This window comes from Lysinibacillus sp. TE18511, assembly GCF_054062295.1.
Genome location: NZ_JBSSFD010000043.1, coordinates 1 through 22,009, shown reverse-complemented (window position 1 = coordinate 22,009; position 22,009 = coordinate 1). Strand labels below are relative to the sequence as shown.

General features: G+C 36.6%; 19 protein-coding genes. 12 read left to right on the top strand and 7 right to left on the bottom strand.

What is annotated here, in order from left to right:
• Positions 1–147 precede the first annotated feature (147 nt).
• Both ACVWXS_RS21675 and ACVWXS_RS21670 read right to left on the bottom strand, forming a co-directional pair.
• Positions 148–3,189: an ATP-binding protein gene (locus tag ACVWXS_RS21675; RefSeq protein WP_456960108.1), complete on the bottom strand. Its 3,042-nt coding sequence runs from the start codon at positions 3,187–3,189 to the stop codon at positions 148–150.
• Between the two features lie 333 nt (positions 3,190–3,522).
• Positions 3,523–4,644, bottom strand: coding sequence for a response regulator (locus ACVWXS_RS21670; RefSeq protein WP_456960127.1), 1,122 nt, complete (start codon positions 4,642–4,644; stop codon positions 3,523–3,525).
• 490 nt (positions 4,645–5,134) lie between these two features.
• On the opposite strand from ACVWXS_RS21670, the gene ACVWXS_RS21665 reads away from it, so the two are divergent.
• The 10 genes from ACVWXS_RS21665 (at position 5,135) to nhaC (ending at position 15,366) form a co-directional block, all read left to right on the top strand.
• Positions 5,135–5,935, top strand: coding sequence for a 3D domain-containing protein (locus ACVWXS_RS21665; RefSeq protein ID WP_456960107.1), 801 nt, complete (start codon positions 5,135–5,137; stop codon positions 5,933–5,935).
• Positions 5,936–6,271: 336 nt separating this feature from the next.
• Positions 6,272–6,451 carry a hypothetical protein gene (locus ACVWXS_RS21660; protein ID WP_456960106.1) on the top strand — a complete coding sequence of 60 codons (180 nt, stop codon included), beginning with the start codon at positions 6,272–6,274 and terminating at the stop codon, positions 6,449–6,451.
• Positions 6,452–6,496: 45 nt separating this feature from the next.
• The gene (locus tag ACVWXS_RS21655) at positions 6,497–7,048 is read left to right on the top strand and encodes a superoxide dismutase family protein (RefSeq protein ID WP_402988907.1); all 552 of its coding nucleotides are present in this window, start codon (positions 6,497–6,499) and stop codon (positions 7,046–7,048) included.
• 409 nt (positions 7,049–7,457) lie between these two features.
• Entirely contained in the window at positions 7,458–8,450 is a 993-nt protein-coding gene (locus tag ACVWXS_RS21650; protein ID WP_456960105.1) for a TAXI family TRAP transporter solute-binding subunit, read from the top strand.
• Positions 8,451–8,657: 207 nt separating this feature from the next.
• Entirely contained in the window at positions 8,658–9,173 is a 516-nt protein-coding gene (locus ACVWXS_RS21645) for a DUF1850 domain-containing protein (RefSeq protein WP_456960104.1), read from the top strand.
• On the top strand, positions 9,170–11,206 hold the full coding sequence (locus ACVWXS_RS21640; RefSeq protein WP_456960126.1) for a TRAP transporter permease: 2,037 nt from the start codon (positions 9,170–9,172) through the stop codon (positions 11,204–11,206). Before ACVWXS_RS21645 ends, ACVWXS_RS21640 begins: the two co-directional genes overlap by 4 nt.
• Before the next feature lie 490 nt (positions 11,207–11,696).
• Positions 11,697–11,846, top strand: a complete 150-nt coding sequence (locus ACVWXS_RS21635; protein WP_456960103.1) for a hypothetical protein — start codon at positions 11,697–11,699, stop codon at positions 11,844–11,846.
• A 304-nt stretch (positions 11,847–12,150) separates the two neighbouring features.
• On the top strand, positions 12,151–12,294 hold the full coding sequence (locus ACVWXS_RS21630) for a hypothetical protein (protein WP_175401799.1): 144 nt from the start codon (positions 12,151–12,153) through the stop codon (positions 12,292–12,294).
• A 239-nt stretch (positions 12,295–12,533) separates the two neighbouring features.
• Positions 12,534–13,643, top strand: a complete 1,110-nt coding sequence (locus ACVWXS_RS21625; RefSeq protein ID WP_456960102.1) for an amidohydrolase — start codon at positions 12,534–12,536, stop codon at positions 13,641–13,643.
• A gap of 277 nt (positions 13,644–13,920) precedes the next feature.
• Positions 13,921–15,366, top strand: coding sequence for a Na+/H+ antiporter NhaC (nhaC, locus tag ACVWXS_RS21620; RefSeq protein WP_456960101.1), 1,446 nt, complete (start codon positions 13,921–13,923; stop codon positions 15,364–15,366).
• Positions 15,367–15,485: 119 nt separating this feature from the next.
• Here the strand turns inward: nhaC and ACVWXS_RS21615 are convergent, their stop codons facing one another.
• Positions 15,486–16,727, bottom strand: coding sequence for a hypothetical protein (locus ACVWXS_RS21615; RefSeq protein ID WP_456960100.1), 1,242 nt, complete (start codon positions 16,725–16,727; stop codon positions 15,486–15,488).
• A gap of 215 nt (positions 16,728–16,942) precedes the next feature.
• On the opposite strand from ACVWXS_RS21615, the gene ACVWXS_RS21610 reads away from it, so the two are divergent.
• Positions 16,943–18,055: a mandelate racemase/muconate lactonizing enzyme family protein gene (locus tag ACVWXS_RS21610; protein ID WP_456960099.1), complete on the top strand. Its 1,113-nt coding sequence runs from the start codon at positions 16,943–16,945 to the stop codon at positions 18,053–18,055.
• A 12-nt stretch (positions 18,056–18,067) separates the two neighbouring features.
• Positions 18,068–18,748, top strand: a complete 681-nt coding sequence (locus ACVWXS_RS21605; RefSeq protein WP_456960098.1) for a GNAT family N-acetyltransferase — start codon at positions 18,068–18,070, stop codon at positions 18,746–18,748.
• Between the two features lie 64 nt (positions 18,749–18,812).
• Here ACVWXS_RS21605 and ACVWXS_RS21600 read toward each other — a convergent pair whose 3' ends face one another.
• From ACVWXS_RS21600 to ACVWXS_RS21585, 4 genes are all read right to left on the bottom strand, one after another.
• On the bottom strand, positions 18,813–19,457 hold the full coding sequence (locus tag ACVWXS_RS21600; RefSeq protein ID WP_456960125.1) for a YesK family protein: 645 nt from the start codon (positions 19,455–19,457) through the stop codon (positions 18,813–18,815).
• A gap of 33 nt (positions 19,458–19,490) precedes the next feature.
• Positions 19,491–19,976, bottom strand: a complete 486-nt coding sequence (locus ACVWXS_RS21595; RefSeq protein ID WP_374964070.1) for a hypothetical protein — start codon at positions 19,974–19,976, stop codon at positions 19,491–19,493.
• Positions 19,977–19,981: 5 nt separating this feature from the next.
• The gene (locus ACVWXS_RS21590; protein ID WP_374964069.1) at positions 19,982–20,473 is read right to left on the bottom strand and encodes an RNA polymerase sigma factor; all 492 of its coding nucleotides are present in this window, start codon (positions 20,471–20,473) and stop codon (positions 19,982–19,984) included.
• Between the two features lie 333 nt (positions 20,474–20,806).
• Positions 20,807–21,514 carry a Fe-S oxidoreductase gene (locus tag ACVWXS_RS21585; protein WP_068985936.1) on the bottom strand — a complete coding sequence of 236 codons (708 nt, stop codon included), beginning with the start codon at positions 21,512–21,514 and terminating at the stop codon, positions 20,807–20,809.
• Between the last annotated feature and the right edge of the window lie 495 nt (positions 21,515–22,009).

The window sequence follows — 22,009 nt, the reverse complement described above, 5'->3', positions numbered from 1 at the left end:
CGTTTTAACAAATGTCATCCTAAACTTTTGGTGATGAGCTATAAATATTTTCATTTATATAGTAATAGTAACTTGAAATAATAGAGAAGAGCCACCACAAACTCAATTGAGAAGGTGATGGCTCTTTGATAATCATGAATAGGCTAATTAATTTTTGGGAATGTGGAAGGTGACATTTGTTCCTTCATTTAAGGTGCTCTGAATTTGTAATCTCTGTCCGTAAATCCTCTTAAGACGTAAATCAGTATTACGTAATCCTACGCCAGAGCTTGTTGAATAGCTACCTGATTGTAGCTCCTCTAATTTACTTTGATCTATCCCAACGCCATCATCTATAATACTTACTGCCACATAATCTGGGAAATCCTTTATACGGATACAAACTGTTCCGCCTTGTTCCTGTTTTAAGACACCATGACGAATCGCATTTTCTATTAAAGTTTGTAAGGAGATAGGGGGAATTTCGATGTTTATAGTTTCATCGATATCCCATTCGATGTTTAACAATTCCCCAAAGCGTTGCTGTTCAATATAGAGAAATGAGCGCACTAACTCTAGTTCATCCTTAAGTGGTACTACTCGTTGTAGATTCCGCACATCAAAGCTTGCGTGTAAATATTCACCAAAATGATGCATTAAGTCAATCATCCGATCTGTATCAATCGTACTAAGTGATGCAATTGTATTTAATGTATTAAATAAAAAATGTGGCTGTATTTGAGCTTGAAGCCAAGCTGTTTCCAAATGTAGTCGTTGATTGATGCTATATTTTAAATCGATTAAGGCTTTGCTCCTTACTTTTAGCTCAAGAGAATTAATAGGCTTTGTAACATAATCATTAGCTCCACGAACAAAACCAGTATAAACATCCTCAGGATAATTACGTGCTGTTAGCAATAAGATCGGTAATTCAAGTAATGAGTAATGTTCTCGAATAATTTCAATTAATGCATAGCCAGAAATATAAGGGAGCATCGCATCAACAATGACTAAATCCCAATCCTCTTGCTGTAATGCTTTTAATGCCTTTTCACTGCTAGTAACAGTAGTAACCGCATATGCTGTTGTTGCAAATAAACTACGCATAATGGTTAAGTTTATAGGATCATCATCAACCATTAAAATTTTAAATTGTTTTTCCACTATGTTTAAAGACGTATTTCCTTCAACAGGAGAAAATATATCTTCTGGCTCTATGTAGGATTGCTCCTTATTTAAACTTTCCTCTGCTAATGGTAATGTGAAATAGACATCCGATCCTTTGTTCGGAACGGAATGTATTTGCAAAGTTCCTCCGTGTAATTCGATAAGCTTCTTTGAAACTAATAACCCGAGACCGATTCGATCGTCGTTATCATTTCCTTGTTCGTAAGGGGAGAACAGACGACTTTGAATGTCATCATCCATACCTAATCCAGTGTCACGAATATGGATTACAGCTAGATTATTTTCAATATGTGCACTGATTTCTATAGAACAAGCACTTGTATATTTAATGGCATTGTATAAAAAATTAAAAAGGATTTGAATCAATCGATTTTCATCGGCCATTACATTAGGAAATGTTCTAGCAATGGTAGAATTCATTTGAATTTGTTTTCCACTTGTTATAAAGCCTAACATATCGAAAACACCATAAACGACACCTTGAATGCTGACGTTTTTTTTATTGAGATGCAAATTACCGTCCTTTAAACGAGTAAAATCAAGTATGTCATTTAATGTAAAGGACATGCTTCTCCCAATATCAATTAACAGCTTTAGGTTTTGTTTATCATCAGCTGCAAGCTTATTGTTTGGATTATCATAAATGGTCTGTCCTAAGGTAATCATTTTATTCATAGGATCCCATAGCTTTTGAGAACTACTGGATAAAAATTCATCCTTTAATTCATCGTCTTTTTGTAATTTGGCAATCAATTGATTAATTTGCTCTTTATTTTCAAAAAAATGTTTAAACCAATAACCTGAAAAACCAAGCATGATAAATAAATAGTCTAATGGATAAACGGGTATATCAAAGACATAAATGGATTTGATAAATCCCCATATAATGCCATTCGTTGAACCAATAGCCGTCAGTGCAATAAAAACAGAACTTTGTTTTTGATTTTCAAGATACTCTTTTAAAGCGAGTGCTGCTACATATAAAAATGAAACGCCATAAAGTATGAAGAAAAGAGGATTTAATGTGTATAACCAATCAATCGGTAAAACGACAGTTAAAAATGCTCCAAGGGCATAGATAGCAAAGATCCACTGTAAGCATTTAGCATTACGATATTTCACTAGTAAAATACGCAAAAATTGAACAAAGAAAAAAGAAGAACCGAGATAGATGATAGAAAATAATTTAAACGACCATACATAATCAAGATGTAGCCAAGCAAGTATGGATCGATCATAGGTAATTAATTCATCGGTTAATGGTAAAAGAAAACCTACTGTGAAAAGTAATACAATTGGCTTCCGATAGATGAATAGGAACACAAGAATACTAAAGAGTGCGAACAATACGAGCATTACTGAAATGGCAGTAAGAGATAAATCGGTAATTATTTCGTGATGTGCCATAGCTGGTGCAGAGCTAAATAGAACTCTTTTAGCAATAATAGGACTTGCTGGTGTATCAAAATTTGATACATGTAAAATTAAGTCAATTTCAGGTTGCTCATTCGTAAAATATACAGTGTATGGAGCGGCTTGCCCTTTATGATTATTTGAATCAGTAGCGACTTTTCCTGACTGACCAGCTAGCTCCCCATTAATATATAATGTTGAAGCAGTTGATACTGCAGGAATCCGAATGGCATAACGATTATCTTTGGGGGCATTTTCATTGAGTAAAATTTTTAAACGGTATGTACCATATCGTTGTGTCGTTGCCTCAGAATCTCGCGTAGGAATCGTTCGGATAGACTGCTCGAATAATCGGGGATATTTGTTATTGTCTGTGTTTAATGGGTCTATTAATAACCCGGGATAGTAGAGCCATTCACCATTTAAGTGAAGCATTTCTTTATCGTTTAGCGCCTGATCACGAATGTCAAATATACCTTCTTGGGCAATTGGTTGACTACTCGAAGGGAGAAAGTATGCTAACCATAGTAAACGAAGGGTAGTAAGAACTATAAAAATTAAGATAATGAAAAGTGAATGTCGAATTGTCGCTTTTTTGAACAGTGACATAAGGACCTCCTGGATTTTCTTTTTATATTAAAAGGACTATATTTACCATCCATGAAGATAGAAAAAAGATAAAAAGGCATCGAGAGAGAACTGTCTCGATGCCTTTTGCGGATGGCCTGAGTATGTTTTGATTTGATCTTTATGGTAATTTATCAGGCGTGATGATTAGGGAAAAATAGGTTATTATCAAAAGGATTGTTTTTGTTGCTATTTTGCTAAAATATTCCCGTTTTAACTGCGCCCGCCGCAGGAAAGCGAGTAGCCCGTAGCGGAAATCAGCCTTTTCGAATTAATTCGAATGTATAAAAATGGTTAATCAACACACCTGGTAATTTATACTTCTACTGATATAGCGTTAAATAGCTCAGTTGTGTCGTGCTCTGGTAAAATATCGAGATCAGCTACCAAAGTACTTCTAAATGTATTGTAAACTTTTACTGCACTTGCTCGATTATCCACGTCGATATAGTGTTTCATTAGCTGTTGGATAGCTTTATCGGAATATGGATTATGCTCGAGCGTTAAAAGTAATATATGCTCTAGTTTTTTTACGTCATGTATGACTGTATAATGCTCTACTAAATCATAAAGTAGAAGAGTAAATTGGGTGTTCATGAAATTTGCCTTACTAGTAACCCAAGGATAATCTAATGTGGCCATATATTCACCCTGATAGTTTTGTATTAGTGCCTCAGCCTTCTTTATATCAAGCTTTCCGGTCTCCATTTTACTATTTAAAATATGCTCTAAGTTATGAGCATCACATTGAAAATCCTCTAGTTGCAAAATATAGCAGCCATTTGCATACTGTATGACTTCTACATAGCCTAATGTAGAAAGCGTAGTGCGTAGATAGGAGACTGTTGTATGTAATTGCACTCTTGCCTTTTTATAGTCTGTCTCTGCCCATAATGCATCGAGGACTGTATCACGAGGTACATGGCTATTAAGATTGGAAAAAAGAAAGGCAAATAATTCTTTTGTTTTAACCGTTCTCCAATGGATGGCTTTGTCATCGTGTAAGACAACGAATCCTCCAAAACATTGTATCTTTAGTGTAGGTTTGTGTTGTATTCGTATAGGAGTCGAATTTTTTTCTAGGTGGAGGAGTTCTTGGATTCTATTAATAGTTGTCTCTAGACGAGCTTTTGAAATAGGCTTTAATAAATAGTCAAGGGAGTTAATTTCAAATGCTTGGACAGCATAGTCTCGATACGCAGTGACAAATACGATATGGATATTTTTGTTCCATTCTTTAAATAGTTTTGCGATTGCTAAACCGTTCATACCAGGCATTTCAATATCTAAAAATGCTACTTGAAAATCCAAGCTTGGACCCTCTGCAAGCAAATCTTTTACATTTGTAAAGGATTTAATAACCTCTATTGAATTAAATTCCTTCAACTTTTTCTCCATGTTTACAAGAGCTAATGGCTCATCGTCCATTACTATCACTCGAATCAAAAAGGGCACCAACTTTCAAATATTAATTAACTTGAATTGAAGAAACTTAAAGTGAAATTGGTTAAATTGAAATATCAATAACTGACCCTTTATACGGATGTGCGGTCACTTGCTGCTGAGGCAGATCTTCTAGTAAGTCAACAGCAGCTACCGTATTTAGATTGAGTGCACTAGAAGACATTATTGTATTAATTTCCACCCTATATTCCTTCTTTAACATATTATCGGTTAAAAATATTGATTTTCCAACGTATAAAAGTTGCATATAAAATTTTGGGTATTTTTCCATGAAACTATTTTATTTACCAAAAATATGATTGATATTGTATATTTTTCCGTTTTTATAGAAATAATTCGTAATATCAGGTCCATTGTCCTGAGTGATTAATTGCATTCTCTAGCATTGCTTGCATAAAAGAGCCCAACTCTAGTGAGCTAGCAGCAGATTGCAAAATTATAAAATATGGAGGTATTACGAAATATGAAGAAACGAGCATTAGCTTTAGCTGTAACATTGACATTGGGTTTAAGTTTGTTTGCAAGTCCGTCATCTGCTGAGGACAAACTCAATGTTATACCAATTGACGCGTTATGGGGAATCTCGAAGATTTACGAATTAGCTGTAGGGGAAATAGGGCTACTAGACGAAATAGATCCGAAATGGTTTAATTTAGGGAAAAAAGATGACACAAAAAATGAAAAATCATCGAAAGACCAACATCATATTGTGCATGGGGATACATTATTTTCAATTGCACGTGAAAATGGTGTGTCAGTGGAAAAGTTAAAAGAATGGAATAACCTTACTTCTGATGTGATTTATGTAGGCGAATTGTTAGCTACCAAAGCATCTGCAGCAAAGCCTAAGACTACTGTAAGCGAAACTAAAAAGGTAGCAACAGCTTCCAATACAAAGCAAGTAACGACATCAAATACAAAACCAGCAACAAAATCGAGTACAAAACAAGTAAGTGCTCCAGCAAATGCGACAGGCCAAACGCTAACAATGCGAGCGACCGCTTATACAGCGTATTGTGAAGGATGTTCGGGGATTACAGCGAATGGAACAGATATAAGATCTAATCCGAACTTGAAGGTAATTGCTGTAGATCCACGTGTTATTCCTCTTGGTACTAGGGTATGGGTTGAAGGTTATGGCGAGGCAATCGCAGCAGACACGGGCGGAGCAATAAAAGGCAATAAAATTGATGTGTTTATTCCTACTGAGGGACAAGCTCGTCAGTGGGGTGTTAAAACTGTTACTGTGAAAATTTTGAATTAATGTATGCAAAGGGATGTCTCGCTGAAGTGGGGATATCCTTTTTATTTTGTATGGTTTTAACTTCTTTCAACAAATATTTTTTGTAGCGACAGGTACAGAAGTCTCCCAACTCTATAGGTGGTGAGACGAATGCAGGTTTTAAACCACTTTTCAGCGGTGTCCAAAAATCCGTTGAAATAGAGGAACTCAGTCACAAGCACAAAGCCGATTCAAGACGCAATTAAGCCGGGGCATAATTGAGAGGATCGGAAAATTCACTGTTTTGCCAATAATTCAGCTCTTCACCGAAAGTTGTGGATGACATTTGTTAAGATATATGTCTTGTATATAAGTTGATTGGAGTGGAGGCTGGGCGACTCCTTGGGGATCAGCGTCACAGATGAGACCCTGGAGCGAGCTCCGCGAGTGAAGCGGCTCATCGGACGCCCCCAGGAAAGCGCCCAGCCGGAACGGAAATCAACCACACGTTATGGTGATGAACCAATGATTCACAAACTTCTAATCAAAATTGCATAAGTAGGAGGATTGTTGGCAACCATCAGAAATAGAGGAGGTAATTTTATGAAAAAAATGAGTTTAATAATCATTTCCTTATTAGTATTTGTCGGTGGTTGTAATTTCTTCGAAAAGAAGGAGAAAAAAGTGGAAGTTAACGCAAATTCAGCACAAACTGCAACCGCGAAAGTAATAGGAAAAAATAATGAAAGCTATGGAAATGCATATTTTCAGGAAGAGGATAATGGGGTCAGGGTGACACTCGCGCTATCAGGGTTGCCATCCGGCACGCACGGCATTCATATTCATTCAGTTGGGAAGTGTGAACCGCCAACGTTTGAATCAGCAGGTCCGCATTTTAATCCAACGAGTAAAGAGCATGGGAAGGATAATCCTAAAGGCTATCATATGGGAGATCTTCCGAATTTAGAAGTTGGTGAAGATGGTAGTGTAGATATGAATTTCTTAGCGGAAGGGCTAACATTAGATAAAAATGCTGCAAATTCATTATTGGGTGGAGAAGGTACTTCATTAGTCATCCATGAGTCAGAGGACGATTATAAATCAGATCCTGCTGGTAATTCTGGTGCTAGAATTGCTTGTGGCGCTATTCAATAAGGAAAATGAATCGACTGTATCTGAAGTGAATCACTTTAGATACAGTATTTTTTGTTTAGTGGATAAAAATCGGCTCATCGGACGACCACAGGAAAGCGCTTAGTCGGAATCAACCGTACGTTATGGTGATAAGCCAAAAAGAAGAAGTGAACAATCATTTTTCATAATTCTACATGCAATTTCTATACATTTAGTAACTGAATTTATTTTGTTAGAAAAAGAATTTAATAGTATTAAATAGATAAAAGTGGCGTAAGGGAGTAATTGTTGAAATTCAGAGATAATTGTCGTTTAAGGAAAAATGTATAATTATAAAAGACTGAATTTACTATAAACGGATTGACATTATTATACTATGTTTGATAATTTTAAGTAGATTCTTATTTTTAACCAAAGGGGGAAGGTTACTTTGAAGAAAAAACAATTCAGGCTATTAATGCTATTAAGTGCCTTTGCACTATTGATTTTAGCTGCATGTGGGTCGGATAGTGGAACGGGTTCTAAGGACACAGATAAGGGAGATTCGACAGCATCTGAGAAGCCAAAATTTTTAAACTTATTAACAGGTGGAACACAAGGTACTTACTATGCATTAGGTGGAACATTTGCTGATTTAATTTCTAAAGAAACAGACATTAAAACAACTGCTGAAGTATCTCAAGCATCTGCAGCCAACATGACTGCACTACAAGAAGGTAAAGGTGAAATTGCTTTTGTACAATCAGACATTGCTTATTACGCTACTGAAGGAACAATGATGTTTGAGGGTAAAAAAATTGACTCAATTGCTGCTCTAGGTGCACTTTATCCAGAAACAGTACAATTAGTAACGACTGAATCGTCAGGTATTAAAACTTATGCTGATTTAAAAGGGAAAAAGGTATCCGTAGGTGCGCCAGGTTCTGGGACTTACGCAAATGCTGAACAATTACTTGAAATTCATGGTTTAAAAATGGATGATATCAAAGCACAAAACCTTGATTTTGGTGAGTCTACTGACGGTCTTCAATCAGGCCAAATTGATGCAGCGTTTATTACTGCGGGTACGCCAACAGGTGCTGTTGAGGCTTTAAATGCAACAACTAAAGTGAATATTATCGGTATGGATGCTGGTAAAGCAGATGAGTTAATTGCTAAATACCCTTACTATGCAAAAGATACAGTAAAATCTGGTACGTATGGTATTGCCAATGACACAGAAACAGTTTCGGTACTTGCGATGCTAGCGGTGAAAAAAGATCTTCCGGAAGATGTTGTTTATTCGATGACGAAAGCTATATATGATAACACAGATAAAATTTCCCACGCTAAAGGTGAGTTTATCAATGCGAAGACAGGTTTAGAGGGTATTAGTATTGATGTTCACCCAGGTGCTCAAAAATACTTTGATGAAATGAAATAACAGAACATTCGGAGTTTAATAAAAAGTAGTGGTTGTTGTGGAGAGTGCTTGAATCTTGCTTGTGGTGAAGTGAAAAATCTGCGGCGGAAATCAACCTCACGTCATGAAATACGAAGAGGCTCGGATTGCGTAAAGCTTCGGGCCTCTTTTCTTCCTGTTAAGTCGTGAACGATAGCGAATAGCTTTTTAAGTGGGGGAATAGATGTAATGCGAAAGAGGAAATTAATCATTGTTTTAGCTTTTTTATGTTTAAGCTTCAGTATAGTCATTTTTCTTCCTCTTCAAAAGGTATTCGCATTTACTGAAACGCGCATAGATCATCCAATAGTGCACTATATACCACTGACAACTGAGGATACATTTCAAATTAGATACACCCATTCCATCCATAAATCGGATGTACTTGAACATTATCAATGCGTAGATGGAACACGTATTCAAATGTTAGGGATGGAGTATGAGGATTTAGCGATTGGCATGCCAAGTTATGCAGAGGAAAATCAAACATTAACAAAACGAGATGGTAAATATTTTTTGCAGTTCGACAACGAAGTGATTGAAAATTTTACGATCTATATAGCCGATTTAGAGTTAGATCTTGTATTAGGTTACGAGCGGTACGAATATGATTTAAAAAGAAATTTACAAAGGGGAAAATCTTATTTATTTGAGGTGAAGCGCATATCGCTTTATGAACAATGGAAAGGAGTAAGGATGAAATGACGACTCAGCATAAATCAAATAACGAAGTAAAAAAAGAAGAATTCGAACAAATATCTGCTGAAGAGCAACAAGCAATACTTGAGAAATATGATATTGAATCGAATGTACGAAACATATCAGGCATTATGAAACATGTCATTTTCTTTGGACTACTAGCATTTTCGTTGTTCCAACTTTATACAGCCATTTTTGGTCAATTTCCAGCGCAAATCCAGCGTACGATCCATTTGGGTTTTGGTTTGACCCTTATTTTCTTGCTATTCCCAGCTCGAAAAAAAGCAGCAAAGCATAAAATTGCATGGTTCGATTATATTTTAGCGATATTATCTATTGTAGTAGGTTCGTATTGGACGATGAATTATACAGAGCTTATTAACAGTAATGGTACCATTACACAAATGGATTTTATCGTTGGTTCAATAGCTGTTGTATTGGTACTTGAGGCAGCTCGTCGTGCAGTAGGATTACCAATTACAATCATTGCTATATGTTTCTTAATTTATGCATATTTTGGACCGTATTTCCCGGCATTTATGGCACATAGAGGGCAAGATTTCGAGAGTATTGTTAATCTCATGTATTTTACGACGGATGGTATCTTTGGAACGCCAATTAGTGTTTCGGCCACATTTATTTTTGTGTTTTTACTTTTTGGGGCATTCCTTGTCAAAACAGGTGTTGGTCAATACTTTAATGATCTAGCCGTAGCTCTTGCGGGTAAATTAATTGGTGGTCCAGCAAAAGTAGCGGTATTTTCTAGTGCGCTTCAAGGTATGATTTCAGGAAGCTCGGTAGCGAATGTAGTAACATCGGGATCATATACAATTCCGATGATGAAAAAGCTTGGGTACCGTAAAGAGTTCGCAGGTGCAGTTGAAGCGGCTGCTTCTACAGGTGGACAGTTAATGCCGCCGATTATGGGGGCCGCAGCGTTTCTGATGGTTGAGTTTATTGGGCGCGGAATAACGTATTGGGATATTGCCAAGGCGGCTGCGATACCTGCACTGCTATATTTTACAGGTATTTGGATTATGACTCACTTCGAAGCAAAACGTGTAGGGTTAAGAGGCTTACGTGATGATCAAATGCCAAATCGTCGAGAGGTATTTAAGAAAATTTACCTTCTATTACCGATTATCGCTATCATCGTTTTAATGTTAACGGGTACACCAGTAATGCATGCTGCACTATACGGTATTCTTATTTCTATTGGTGTTGCGATGTTTAATAAGGAAACGCGTTTAAAACCAAAGGATATTATTGATGCATTAGTTGAAGGTGCCCGTACAGCACTTGGTGTGGTAGCGGCAACAGCATGCGCAGGAATTATCGTAGGTGTAGTTGTAAAAACAGGTTTAGGCTTAAGTTTAGCTAATAGTTTAGTAGAATTAGCAGGAGGTAGTATTATTTTAACACTGATTTTTGTTATGATTGCCTCCCTAATTTTAGGAATGGGGGCTCCGACAACAGCAAACTACGTAATTACGTCAACAATTGCTGCTCCAGCAATCGTAGCATTATTAGTGCCGAATACACCACAGGAACTAGTACCAGTAGTTGTTTTATTATCGGCACATTTCTTTGTGTTCTATTTTGGTATTATCGCCGATATAACACCGCCAGTGGCACTTGCTGCTTTTGCGGCTTCAGGCATTTCTGGTGGAGATCCTATTAAAACGGGTGTAAACTCAGCGAAACTGGCTATTGCTGCGTTTATCATTCCTTATATGATTGTGTTCTCTCCAGCGTTACTAATGATAGATACAACTGTTCCGCAAATTTTATGGGTAGTATTCACGGCCGTTACAGGAATGGTAGCTATTGGTGCGGGAGTAATAGGTTACTGGTATCGCAAAATGCTGTGGTTTGAACGTATTATTTCCATTGCAGCTGGTCTACTACTTATCTATCCAGAAAAATTCTCGGATTGGGCTGGTTTAGCAATCTTTATTGTGATGTTTGTCATTCAATATGTAACACAACATAAAGGTAGCGATGACAATCAAAATAGTAAAACAAGTGTTACAGCTTAATATGATAGGAAAATAGAAGAATTTTAAATAACGAGAATCTGCTCACCTTCTGAGTTAGTAAGTGCATGCCTTGTAATGTCTACAAGGAATTTGCTTAACTTACAAGCTTTAGAAAGAGCAGATCCTTTTTTCTTTTTAAGTGAGCTATCTACAACACGCCGCATATTGGGCAAATTGTATTCCTGGGTAAAATGCAAGGAGCTTGGGCAAGTAAACGCAGCTTTTAAAAAGGATTTTCCTATTGTGAAATTCCTTTTTTGACATTGGACTAACGAAAGAACATTATTAAATGTACGTGAAAGGTTTTGTATTTGATGAGAGGTGGAGATTCATGAAAGTACACGATTGTCCTAATTGTAATACTTATAGTAGAGAATGTATTATTGTCATCCAAAATGCTCCGAACTTTTCAGGAGAGATATTAAAGTGCAGTATTTGTTCCTGGAGCGGAAAGTGGTCGGAAATGACGGTGCGGGAGGTTAAATTGCCGGTGATTCCAGGCGGGATCGCGATCCCTGGGGTCGAACCAATTACTGATTATTATGTACTGCATTCAGATCAAATTAGAGTTACTTATACAGGAGGATGTTGCCCTCATTGTGGTGGAAGTGATCCGTTTTGCTGGTGCATGACGTTATAAATGATTGCGATGAGCCTCTTGCTCGAAGTTGATGATTAGGCAGTGCACTTACATTTACCTTATTGTTAATGTGTGACATTATATAAAATCAACTACTCCCAAATAAATGTAAGCATTTGCATGACTTTTAATAAAAGTAATTTGATACATCTCTTTTTTGATAAACCTCAAGCTTTAATCTAAAAAGTAGATTATTTTTATACTTTTTATGCATATAAAGCATTATTTATTGATTTTTTTAAAATAACTACTGTATAATTAAAATATCAGAAAATTCAATTAAATCAAAAGGAGAGGTGATTACATGAAAAAGTTGTTCAATTCAAAGTTTGAAACATATTTAATGGATCAGGAATTGGAGTTAACTATGGAAGAGGAAAAAAATGAGGAGCAAACTACACGGGTGTATTATGAAGAATATCCAGAAGGCTTTTTTACAAGTTTATAATATTTATTTGATGGGCTGTGCTAAAGGTGGAAAAAACTTTTAACACAGTCCTTTGCTTTTTTTTACATATTTTAAATCACTTTTTTATATTGTCTGTTTAGTTGATAAAAAATTACTGTTTGAAATTATGTTAATAATATATCTTATTTATTCCTCTTATCTAGATCTAATTACATATATACTTTTGTGAAATGGTTTCCTGTATAATGGGAATCAAAAATGCGTATAGAGGTGTAGTTATGTCAAATGCGGTTACATTAGAAGAGACAATTTATCAATGGTTTGAACATTTTCATAAATACCCAGAGGTCAGCTGGAAGGAGTTTGAAACAACTAAAAAGATTGCGGCGATTTTAGATGAGTTCAACGTATCGTATCGTTTGTTAGGCGATGTTACAGGGCTAATTGCTGAAATTGGTTCAGGAGATGAAATTGTTGCGGTACGTGCTGATATAGATGCGTTGTGGCAAGAAGTGGACGGGAAATGGCAAGCTAATCACTCATGTGGGCATGATGCCAATATCACAATGGTATTAGGTGCTTTATTACAGCTGAAAGATCGACCATTACAACATCGTGTCCGTTTTATTTTCCAGCCTGCTGAAGAACTTGGTAATGGTGCTTGTGCAGCCTTTGAGCGTGGAGCTGTCGATGGCGTATCGCATTTATTTGGTGTTCATCTAAGACCAATTGAAGAACTACCGCTTGGCAAGGTTTCGCCTGCTATTCATCATGGAGCGGCATATTTTTTAGATGGAACCATTAAAGGTACTGATGCCCATGGTGCTAGACCTCATCAAGGGAAAAATGCAATTGATGTTATTATGGCAGTGCAACAAATGCTGCACAGTATTCATTTATCACCATTTGAGCCCCATTCGGCAAAGTTAACGAAAATTGTTGCAGATGGAGGTAGTACAAATATTATTCCGGGTACTGCGAGCTTTTCGATGGATATCCGTGCACAACGTAATGATCAATTAGAATTACTTCGTAGCCGTATTGAATTCGGCTTAAAATCAATTCAACAGCAGTTTGAGATTGATATGGATTGGCAATGGATTGATTTTACACCAGGTGCTGAGGTTTCGCCGGTTGCTGCGCGCATGGCTAAAAATGCCATTGTGGAAACGTTAGGTGAAGAACATCTTGCTGAAGAGATTACAACTCCTGGAAGTGATGATTTCCATTTCTATACGGTTAAAAAACCGGAATTAAAAGCGACGATGATTGGTATTGGTGCTAATTTGGTACCAGGATTACACCATCCGAAAATGACTTTTGAACGTAGTGCATTAATTGATGCAGCAAAAGTACTTGCTTGTGTGTTAGAGAAAAAACCAGAATAACTATGTGTGGGAGTTAAATCAAAAGATTAAAATTCTTTTGATTTAACTCTTTTTTATTTTCTTTTTTGTCGAAATGTATGAATATACGGGGGTTTGCATTGTTTGTAATAGCTATTTGAAAGCGTTTTTTTACGCTAAAAAAGTAGAAATTGCTCGAGAAGCATAAATTTTTTGCGTTGACTTTTAATTTTTTGAATATTAAGCTAAAAATCGTAAAAAAATATTTGCGCCTTAGAAAATTTTAAAAGGGAATGGGTGCAAAAAAGGGGATGGGACGATGAAAAAGGAAATCAGTGCTGGTTGGGCACTTCTAACTTTTGCAATAATGATTATAGCTATGCTTATAACAGTAGTTGTGTTAGAGCAAAGTCCTCACGTGCCACTTATTATTGGAACAACTGTAGCGGCAATTGTTGCCAAATTACATGGATTTAAGTGGTTAGAAATTGAAGAAATGATGTATAAGGGGATACGCCTAGCTTTACCTGCAATTGTCATTATTATTTTAGTAGGTTTGACAATTGGTGCTTGGATTGGCGGCGGTGTCGTAGCTACAATGATTTATTTTGGTTTAAAATTAATTTCCCCAGCTTGGTTCTTAGTAACAATCATGCTGTTATGTTCAATTGTTTCACTGGCGATTGGTAGCTCATGGTCAACGATGGCAACAATAGGTGTTGCTGGTATGGGTATTGGGTTAAGTATGGGAATCCCTGCACCAATGATTGCTGGAGCAGTTATTTCGGGTTCATATTTTGGTGATAAGATGTCACCGTTATCGGATACTACTAATCTCGCGGCAGGTTTAACAGGTACCGACTTATTTGATCATATTAAGCATATGCTTTATACGACAATTCCGGCTTTAGCCATTGCTATCGTAGCATTTGGAATTATGGGAAGAAGCTTTGCGGATATCTCAATGAAATCAGAAAGTATTTTAACAACACTACAAGTAATGGAGGAAAGCTTTGTTATTTCTCCGTGGTTATTGCTTGTACCAGTTGGTGTAATTGTATTGGTAGCAAAAAAAGTACCCGCAATTCCAGCTTTAATTGTTGGAATTATCTCAGGATTCTTACTACAAATCTTCGTGCAAGGTGGCACTCCTGCAATGGCTGTACATGCTTTACAAGAAGGATTTGTTATTTCAACTGGCAATGAAATGGTGGACGAGTTATTTAACCGTGGCGGCTTAGATTCAATGATGAATACGGTTTCAATGACGATTGTGGCTATGACATTCGGTGGGGTGTTAGAATATTCCGGTATGTTAAAAGCATTGATGAATGTTATTGTGAAGTTTGCTAAATCAACAGGTAGCCTAGTTGCTTCAACGATTGCTGCATGTATTACAACTAATGCTACATGTTCTGAGCAGTATATTTCAATTGTTGTTCCATCACGTATGTTTGCGGAAGTTTATCGAGAGCGTGGCCTGCATTCGAAGAACTTATCTCGAGCGTTAGAGGATGGGGGGACTTTAACTTCTGTGTTCTTCCCGTGGAATACTTGCGGAGTCTTTATTTTAGCAACATTAGGTGTAAGCGCGATTGAATATGCGCCATATGCAATCATTAACTTCGTGGTACCGATCATTTCAATTATTTATGCATATGTAGGGTTTGCAATTGTTAAGCTGACACCTGAAGAAATAAAAGAGGCAGAGAAGCGTAAAAAAGAGCAAGAAGTGAATGATGCTAATATGGTCATGGCTGACTAATGTAGAAACTAAAATTTTGCTCTTTTCAGATAGTTAATGAGGGTCTCGCGGATGCAAAAGCATCTGCGAGAACTTTTCAGTTTTCTAGCTTTAGAAGTAGAACGATATTTTTTTATATGTTAATAGGTTGCAAAGTTTAATTCATAGATTGTGCGTGGGCGGCCTTGCTGATGAGTCATTTCTTCACCGACTACTTTAGCATAGCCGTTATCCACTAATTTTTTGATAATGCGCTCTGTTGTACGGCGTGTAACTTGTAAGTATTCGGCAAGATTATGTGATGTAAATTGAGCTGATTGTCGCTCTCTGCTAAAGTTGATGATTTTAGAAATATTTAAGGGACTTAAGCTTGTTTGCTTTGCCATTTGTAAAACATAGGGATCATCAGTTTTTAAAGCTAGTCTTGCTTCTGAATTTGGGAAGGGACCTAGCAAGTTTTTATGTTCATCTAGTATATAAATTTCACACGGTTTAGCAAATGATAATGCGTTCTTAGCGTGTTGATGAGCCTCGAAAATGGAGTGACCGTAACCAAATGCTAACTTAAAGGGCTTGCTAGTTTGCTGTAATAAGTTCTGTAAATTTTCTTTTTCAAGCGCCCTTTGCAAATGTCCAGCCGTCGTATAAAGCTCAAAAGAGTAAGCTGTAATTTGTTTATAGGTTGAATGCGTAGCTGCAGTGATTTGCGTTAACATGTTAGCGTCTATAGGTTTATTTTCAGGAGCCTGTAATAGTCCGACAACAGCTTTAACAGATTCAGATTTTGTCAGAAGTGATCGGGATTTCGTTTCTTCTAAGCATTGAATAATGGAGTTAGTGGCATCTAGCATGCGCATTGCAGGTATTTGAAGGGCCTGTAATTCATCAAACACACTATGAATACTTGTTATGATAAAATCAATGCTGTTAGCTTCCCATAAAGCTATATGATGCTGCAATATAGATTGAGTAGGTTTTGTAATAGAAATAGGCTGGATATATGGTTTTGGACCACGATACTCTATTTCTGTTAGAACATTTTCTACAATAGCTGGATTCATAACATCAATGGAAATTCTATTTAAAGGTACTGCATGATTTGCTATAAGCGATAATAACGTTGTGGAAATAGTTGTCTCATCTTGTTTTATATAATTCCAAGGTATTGGCATTGCTGATAGTGCTGATTGGGTATGTAAATAGGGCAACGTTCCTCCGAATAACAGGGCATCACATGGTTTAATTTCCTTTAACAAAACGGGTGCCTCGGTAGGTTGATTGTAAAGATGAAATTCTAATTGAATATTCTCAATGTTTTGTGCGATACTATTTATACGTTCCATAAATGCTTTAGAGCAGATAACTGCTATTTTAGTAGACATAGGTAATGTTCCTTTTCTCTATTTTTTAACTTCTTTCAGCGGGTGTCGAAACACCCGCTGAAAGAAGTTAAAGCCTCCGGCGGATGTCACGGAATCGGAAAGGAGTTCTTTGTGCAAGCACAAAGCCGATTCCAGACGCAATTATGCCGAGGCATAATTTTTTAATAATTAGCGACGTATTAACGACAACTTTATTATATAGGAGATAGATACAAATGAAAATCCAACAAGTAGAAATTTTCGCCATTCATTTACCACTTATTGATCCATTTATCATCAGTTATGCTACATATGATACAATGCCTTCTATTATTTTGAAGGTTACGACAGATACAGGGATTGTAGGCTATGGTGAAGCAGTACCAGATGAGCATGTAACAGGGGAGACGTGGGAGAGCACGTATGCCGTATTACAGAATCAGCTCGCTCCTGCCATCATTGGAGAAAATCCAATGGCCTTTGAAAAACTTCACGATAAAATGAACAAAATTGTGAAGGATGTGCCTGCAGCGAAAGCAGCGCTTGATATTGCTTGCTTCGATATTGCTGGGAAAGCGCTACAAGTTCCAGTGTATCAACTATTAGGTGGACGTTATCATGAAAAATTCCCTATCACACATGTACTAAGCATCGGAGAACCAGATGCTATGGCTGATGAGGCAGCTAGTCGAGTAGAGATGGGCTACCGCTCATTTAAAATGAAGGTAGGAACAGAGGTTACGCGTGATGTTGCTCGCATCAAAGCAGTGCGTGAGCGTGTAGGCGAAGACATCGCAATTCGAGTAGATGTCAATCAAGGATGGGGGAATGCCTCTACTACATTACAGGGCTTACGTGCATTAAAGGATTTAAATATCGATTGGTTAGAGCAGCCAGTAGATAGTGAAGATATTGATGGAATGGTAGAAGTGAAGTCAAAATCAGATGTTACCTTAATGATTGATGAAGGGCTTCGCGGTGTTCGCGAAATGCGTGAAATTATTGCAAAGCGTGCTGCAGATAAAGTCAATATTAAATTAATGAAATGCGGTGGCATTTATCCTGCTATGAAGTTAGCAGTTATGGCTGAAATGGCAGGCATTGAATGTCAAATTGGTTCAATGGTAGAATCATCAGTTGGTTCAGCAGCTGGTTTCCATGTAGCATTCTCTAAAAAAATAATGACAAGTGTAGAATTAACAGGTCCGCTAAAATTCTCTAAGGATGTTGGGAACTTACACTATGATGTTCCATTTATCTGCCTAAATGAAAAGCCAGGATTAGGTGTTGATGTAGATGAAGAGATTCTAAAAGAGTTATGTAAATTCTCAACGATTGTAACAGCCTAAGGAGACGGTGAGATGGAAAAAATTTATGAAGGTATGCTTGAGGAAACACCGTTTTTTGTTTCAACATTAAATCTTCAGCATTTAGAAGAAATTGAGAAACTACAGCTTGAGGTTTATGAATCTTTAGAGGACCAAAGCATCTTACAGCCACTGAGTACAGAGGAATTCGACTATATTTTAAAAGGTAATGGCATGATGATAGGTGCTTACGTAGGGGATGAGTTAATTGCCTTCCGCGCATTATTGAACCCACCTGTTGACGATGAGCACCTTGGCTATGATTGTGGGATTGCCGAGGGTGAATTTAATCGCGTATTATATCAAGAAATATCAAATGTCTCACCAGCATATCGTGGCTATGGCTTACAAAAGACGTTAGCTAAAGTGGTCATGGGTCATATTGATTTAGAAAAATATGATTATGTATGCTCAACGGTAAAACCATATAATATTCCTAGCTTAAAGGATAAATTCTCTCAAGGTTTAGTCGTAAAGGGATTAAAAGTTAAGTATGTAGATAAGCTGCGTTATATTTTCTATAAAGATTTGCGACAAGAACTACCAATCTTTACAGAAAAGAAATGGACTTCAATGGGCGATACAGTTGGTCAGCAACAGCTTTTAAAGCAGGGCTATCTAGGTACTTCTATGTATGAGGACCAAAATGATTGGTTCGTCATTTATGAGAAATAAATAATAGTAAAAAGCCTTATCTTTTACTTATTGTAAGAGGTAAGGCTTAGCTTTTCAGTCTATTTTAGTTAGTAGATTTAGAATTGATTTTCTCTCCATCAGTTGTTTGGACCACTAACGGCTCAACAATTTTTTCTAGGCCTATCTTTATAAATGGGAGTCCTGTTGCTTTCTCTTTATCGACAACCATAACTGTGATTTCAGTGTTCCCTAGGGTCTGTACATCTTTTATTTCCAGATGTTTTCCTTTATATTTCTCGCCTAATTGAATATGAATTTGTTTCATTCCTTCAGAAATCGTAGATACCTCGTAGTAGGAGGATGTATCGTTACCAGCCACAATAACGCCTTCTTCATTGATCCAATAACCTTCATCTAAGGTGATCGCCCAACCAATAATAGCAAAAATAAGGACTGGTACTATAAACAAGATGGATTTATCCACTTTGTTAAATTCAGATTTTTTTAGGCCTTTCGTAAAAGGAAGTAACAACGTTCCAACCATGGCAGCTATCAAAATACCTACTCCAATAATGCCAAAACCCATCCCTTCAAAGCCTCCTACTTTGAACAATCCGTATACGACGGTAAACACAGCAATTAAAAATGTTACAATCGGAGCCAAGTAGAACTTTCCTGTTTTTTTCATAGCTATTAAAGTAAAAAGGAAAATACATGCTCCTATAATGAAACCAATTGAACTTATCATTCCCAATTTCTTCACCCCCAATAGATTAATGTATTAATAGAAAATCGACATAAATGTATCTAAAAAAAATATAATCCCTAAATCAAAAAGAATTGAGAGTATAATCCATCTCTTGGTAAAAAAGGTCATTGTGAATACTGATAAAAAAATAGCTACTGGGAAATAGAACATGAAAGTGACACTTTTGATATATTCAATGGCCGCATCAGCAGACAATTCCCAGTTGTAAAAGTGAAAAGAAGAAAATATGATGTAAAATAATATGAGGGCTCTAATGGAAATAAACAACCATTTAAGGCCATGATTAAACTGAACTAATTTCTTTAATGGCTTTATTTCTACTTCCTCACTCCGTTCTAACATCGGATAACTTCCATCAGCTAATTCATTAAATAATTGCCTACACTCACTACAGTCTTGAGTATGTTCCAAAACCACATCTTTTGTTTCCTGTTCTAGCTCATCAAATACAGAGATTAACTCCCGCGAAAGAATATGAATCTTTTGGGAATCCTCCATCTTTTTCACCTCTTTCTAGCCATCTGTTTTCTCATCCTAAATATCTTGGACTTTAATGTAGGGATCGGTATATCCAAAAGTGTACTTATTTCTTGATAATCATAACCATAATGAAATTTAGCTAAAAAAATGGCCTTATCACTCGTTGATAAATAACCTAATGTACTTATAATTTGGGAATTTATTATTGCCTTTGATTCGGGTGTTTGATTATCAATTAATAAGCTTTCAATTACACTTTCATCATGAAACAGCGCTGGTTTTCTTTTTTTGTAATGATCGAGGAGTGTATTTTTGGCTGCCTTCACTAACCAGCTTTTCATATAAGTAACTTGTTGAACTCTTGATGGATCTGTTAAAATCTTCGCAAATAACTCTTGAATGATGTCATCGGCTACGTCATAACTTTTAGTTAATCCAATTAAAAAGTTCCGCAAATATGTGTAATGCTCCTCATAAATCTTTTCAATCACCTCAAATGGATTTTGATTTATCATTTTTATCCTCCGTAAGATATCGCGCACTAAAGAGACGATTCAAATTGGAAAAAGTTTTAATTTTTTTTGAATAGTAGTTAAACTTCCTAGTTTTATCGAAAGCCTTCTTTTTTTGAATAAAAGATGGATTAAAACGGATTCTTTTTCATCCAAGGTTAGTCTCACCATAGATAAAGGCCTCGATATTCGACACTTTTCTCAAAATGTTGAATATCGAGGCCTCACGATTAAAATGCAATATAGCTTAATGCAATCAGGAGTACCGTTTGTCTATAGTCTGAGCATTACCTTTCAATTATTATGAGAGGTAATGCTTTTTTGTTAAAGAGATTATTATTTTATTGGGCAAAAGCCACAAGCCATTAAACCGGGTATATCTTTAGAAAAACAACATGATTTTCGTACAGGAACGTTCACTAAATTAGTTGGACTTTGGCCTCCTGTATATTGTGCCCACCATGATTTGTTAGAGAAACGAGCCCACGTTTTAGGATCCTCTAAGGCCTCGATATCCTCCATTGCTTGGTCAGCTAAGCCGGGGTTAGACAACAAGATATGATAGTGCCAAAGTAGATAACCAAAGAAATTCTCCCAAATTGTCAGAGGGGAAATAGATGTTACTTTACGAAGCTGTTGAACAATAACATGCCCATCATATAGGATTTTCTCAATCACTGCCTGGCGTTCATCTTCATCGACATAACGCCAATCATTTGGGTTAACAAACATTGCGACTGTAAAGCTGTTGAATTCTTTTGCTGCATCAAAGCGAAGCTCGATTGGTTTACCGACCCACACTTCGTCATAGGCGGCAAGCATGTAAAGTTGCATAGCGAAAAACATACCGTAGCGGCGTGCGAAATGAGAAATAGCCGCTGCTTCCGTTGCTGCGTCTGTAATACCCATCATTAGGTTTAAAAAGTCTGGGTGGTAAAAGTCTTTATGTATATCAGCTAAAGTAAATAATGTTCGCTTTGGTTCTGTCGTATAAATGCTATAGGAATTCAATTGTCGAACTTGATCCATCGTTAATGCTGGCATTGTCATCACCTTTTCTTTCAATCGTCTGCTACTTCAATTATAGATTAATCATTTTTGCTTCACAAATGGAATGCAATATAGTAAAATAAATTAAACATATCTGAAAGGTTGGTTTTTGTTGTGCAGCCTTTGTATAGATTGTTTTCTACATTTCTAGCTAAGGGTGTAGTTATTGCAATAAAAAAAACTAAAATAATTTTCAGATTAGTGTTGACTTTTTAATTGATAATGATTATCATTATCGTATAAAGAATATTCCTCTTCTACAATACAGTGTAGAGAGGATGAACTTTAGCTACTTTTCTCCAGAAGTTTGCTAGTTCATGATAACGCTCCTAAAACCCCCCTCATTTTTTGGGAACGTAAAATCTTCTGACGACTCATCCATTGTGATTGAGTCGTTTTTTGTGTGCGCCTGGCATGCGCATGAACTATAGGGTGTAAGTCCCGAACCCCGAAGACAGAAGTAGAGGTTAGCCAAGAGCAAGGGTGTCC

What these genes read in the sequence shown, in the direction of transcription:
- ACVWXS_RS21675 (WP_456960108.1), bottom strand. Translation starts at nt 3,189, where the DNA reads ATGTCACTGTTCAAAAAAGCGACAATTCGACATTCACTTTTCATTATC.
- ACVWXS_RS21665 (WP_456960107.1), top strand. Translation starts at nt 5,135, where the DNA reads ATGAAGAAACGAGCATTAGCTTTAGCTGTAACATTGACATTGGGTTTA.
- ACVWXS_RS21655 (WP_402988907.1), top strand. Translation starts at nt 6,497, where the DNA reads ATGAAAAAAATGAGTTTAATAATCATTTCCTTATTAGTATTTGTCGGT.
- ACVWXS_RS21645 (WP_456960104.1), top strand. Translation starts at nt 8,658, where the DNA reads ATGCGAAAGAGGAAATTAATCATTGTTTTAGCTTTTTTATGTTTAAGC.
- ACVWXS_RS21640 (WP_456960126.1), top strand. Translation starts at nt 9,170, where the DNA reads ATGACGACTCAGCATAAATCAAATAACGAAGTAAAAAAAGAAGAATTC.
- ACVWXS_RS21630 (WP_175401799.1), top strand. Translation starts at nt 12,151, where the DNA reads ATGAAAAAGTTGTTCAATTCAAAGTTTGAAACATATTTAATGGATCAG.
- ACVWXS_RS21625 (WP_456960102.1), top strand. Translation starts at nt 12,534, where the DNA reads ATGTCAAATGCGGTTACATTAGAAGAGACAATTTATCAATGGTTTGAA.
- nhaC (WP_456960101.1), top strand. Translation starts at nt 13,921, where the DNA reads ATGAAAAAGGAAATCAGTGCTGGTTGGGCACTTCTAACTTTTGCAATA.
- ACVWXS_RS21615 (WP_456960100.1), bottom strand. Translation starts at nt 16,727, where the DNA reads ATGTCTACTAAAATAGCAGTTATCTGCTCTAAAGCATTTATGGAACGT.
- ACVWXS_RS21610 (WP_456960099.1), top strand. Translation starts at nt 16,943, where the DNA reads ATGAAAATCCAACAAGTAGAAATTTTCGCCATTCATTTACCACTTATT.
- ACVWXS_RS21605 (WP_456960098.1), top strand. Translation starts at nt 18,068, where the DNA reads ATGGAAAAAATTTATGAAGGTATGCTTGAGGAAACACCGTTTTTTGTT.
- ACVWXS_RS21600 (WP_456960125.1), bottom strand. Translation starts at nt 19,457, where the DNA reads ATGATAAGTTCAATTGGTTTCATTATAGGAGCATGTATTTTCCTTTTT.
- ACVWXS_RS21595 (WP_374964070.1), bottom strand. Translation starts at nt 19,976, where the DNA reads ATGGAGGATTCCCAAAAGATTCATATTCTTTCGCGGGAGTTAATCTCT.
- ACVWXS_RS21590 (WP_374964069.1), bottom strand. Translation starts at nt 20,473, where the DNA reads ATGATAAATCAAAATCCATTTGAGGTGATTGAAAAGATTTATGAGGAG.
- ACVWXS_RS21585 (WP_068985936.1), bottom strand. Translation starts at nt 21,514, where the DNA reads ATGCCAGCATTAACGATGGATCAAGTTCGACAATTGAATTCCTATAGC.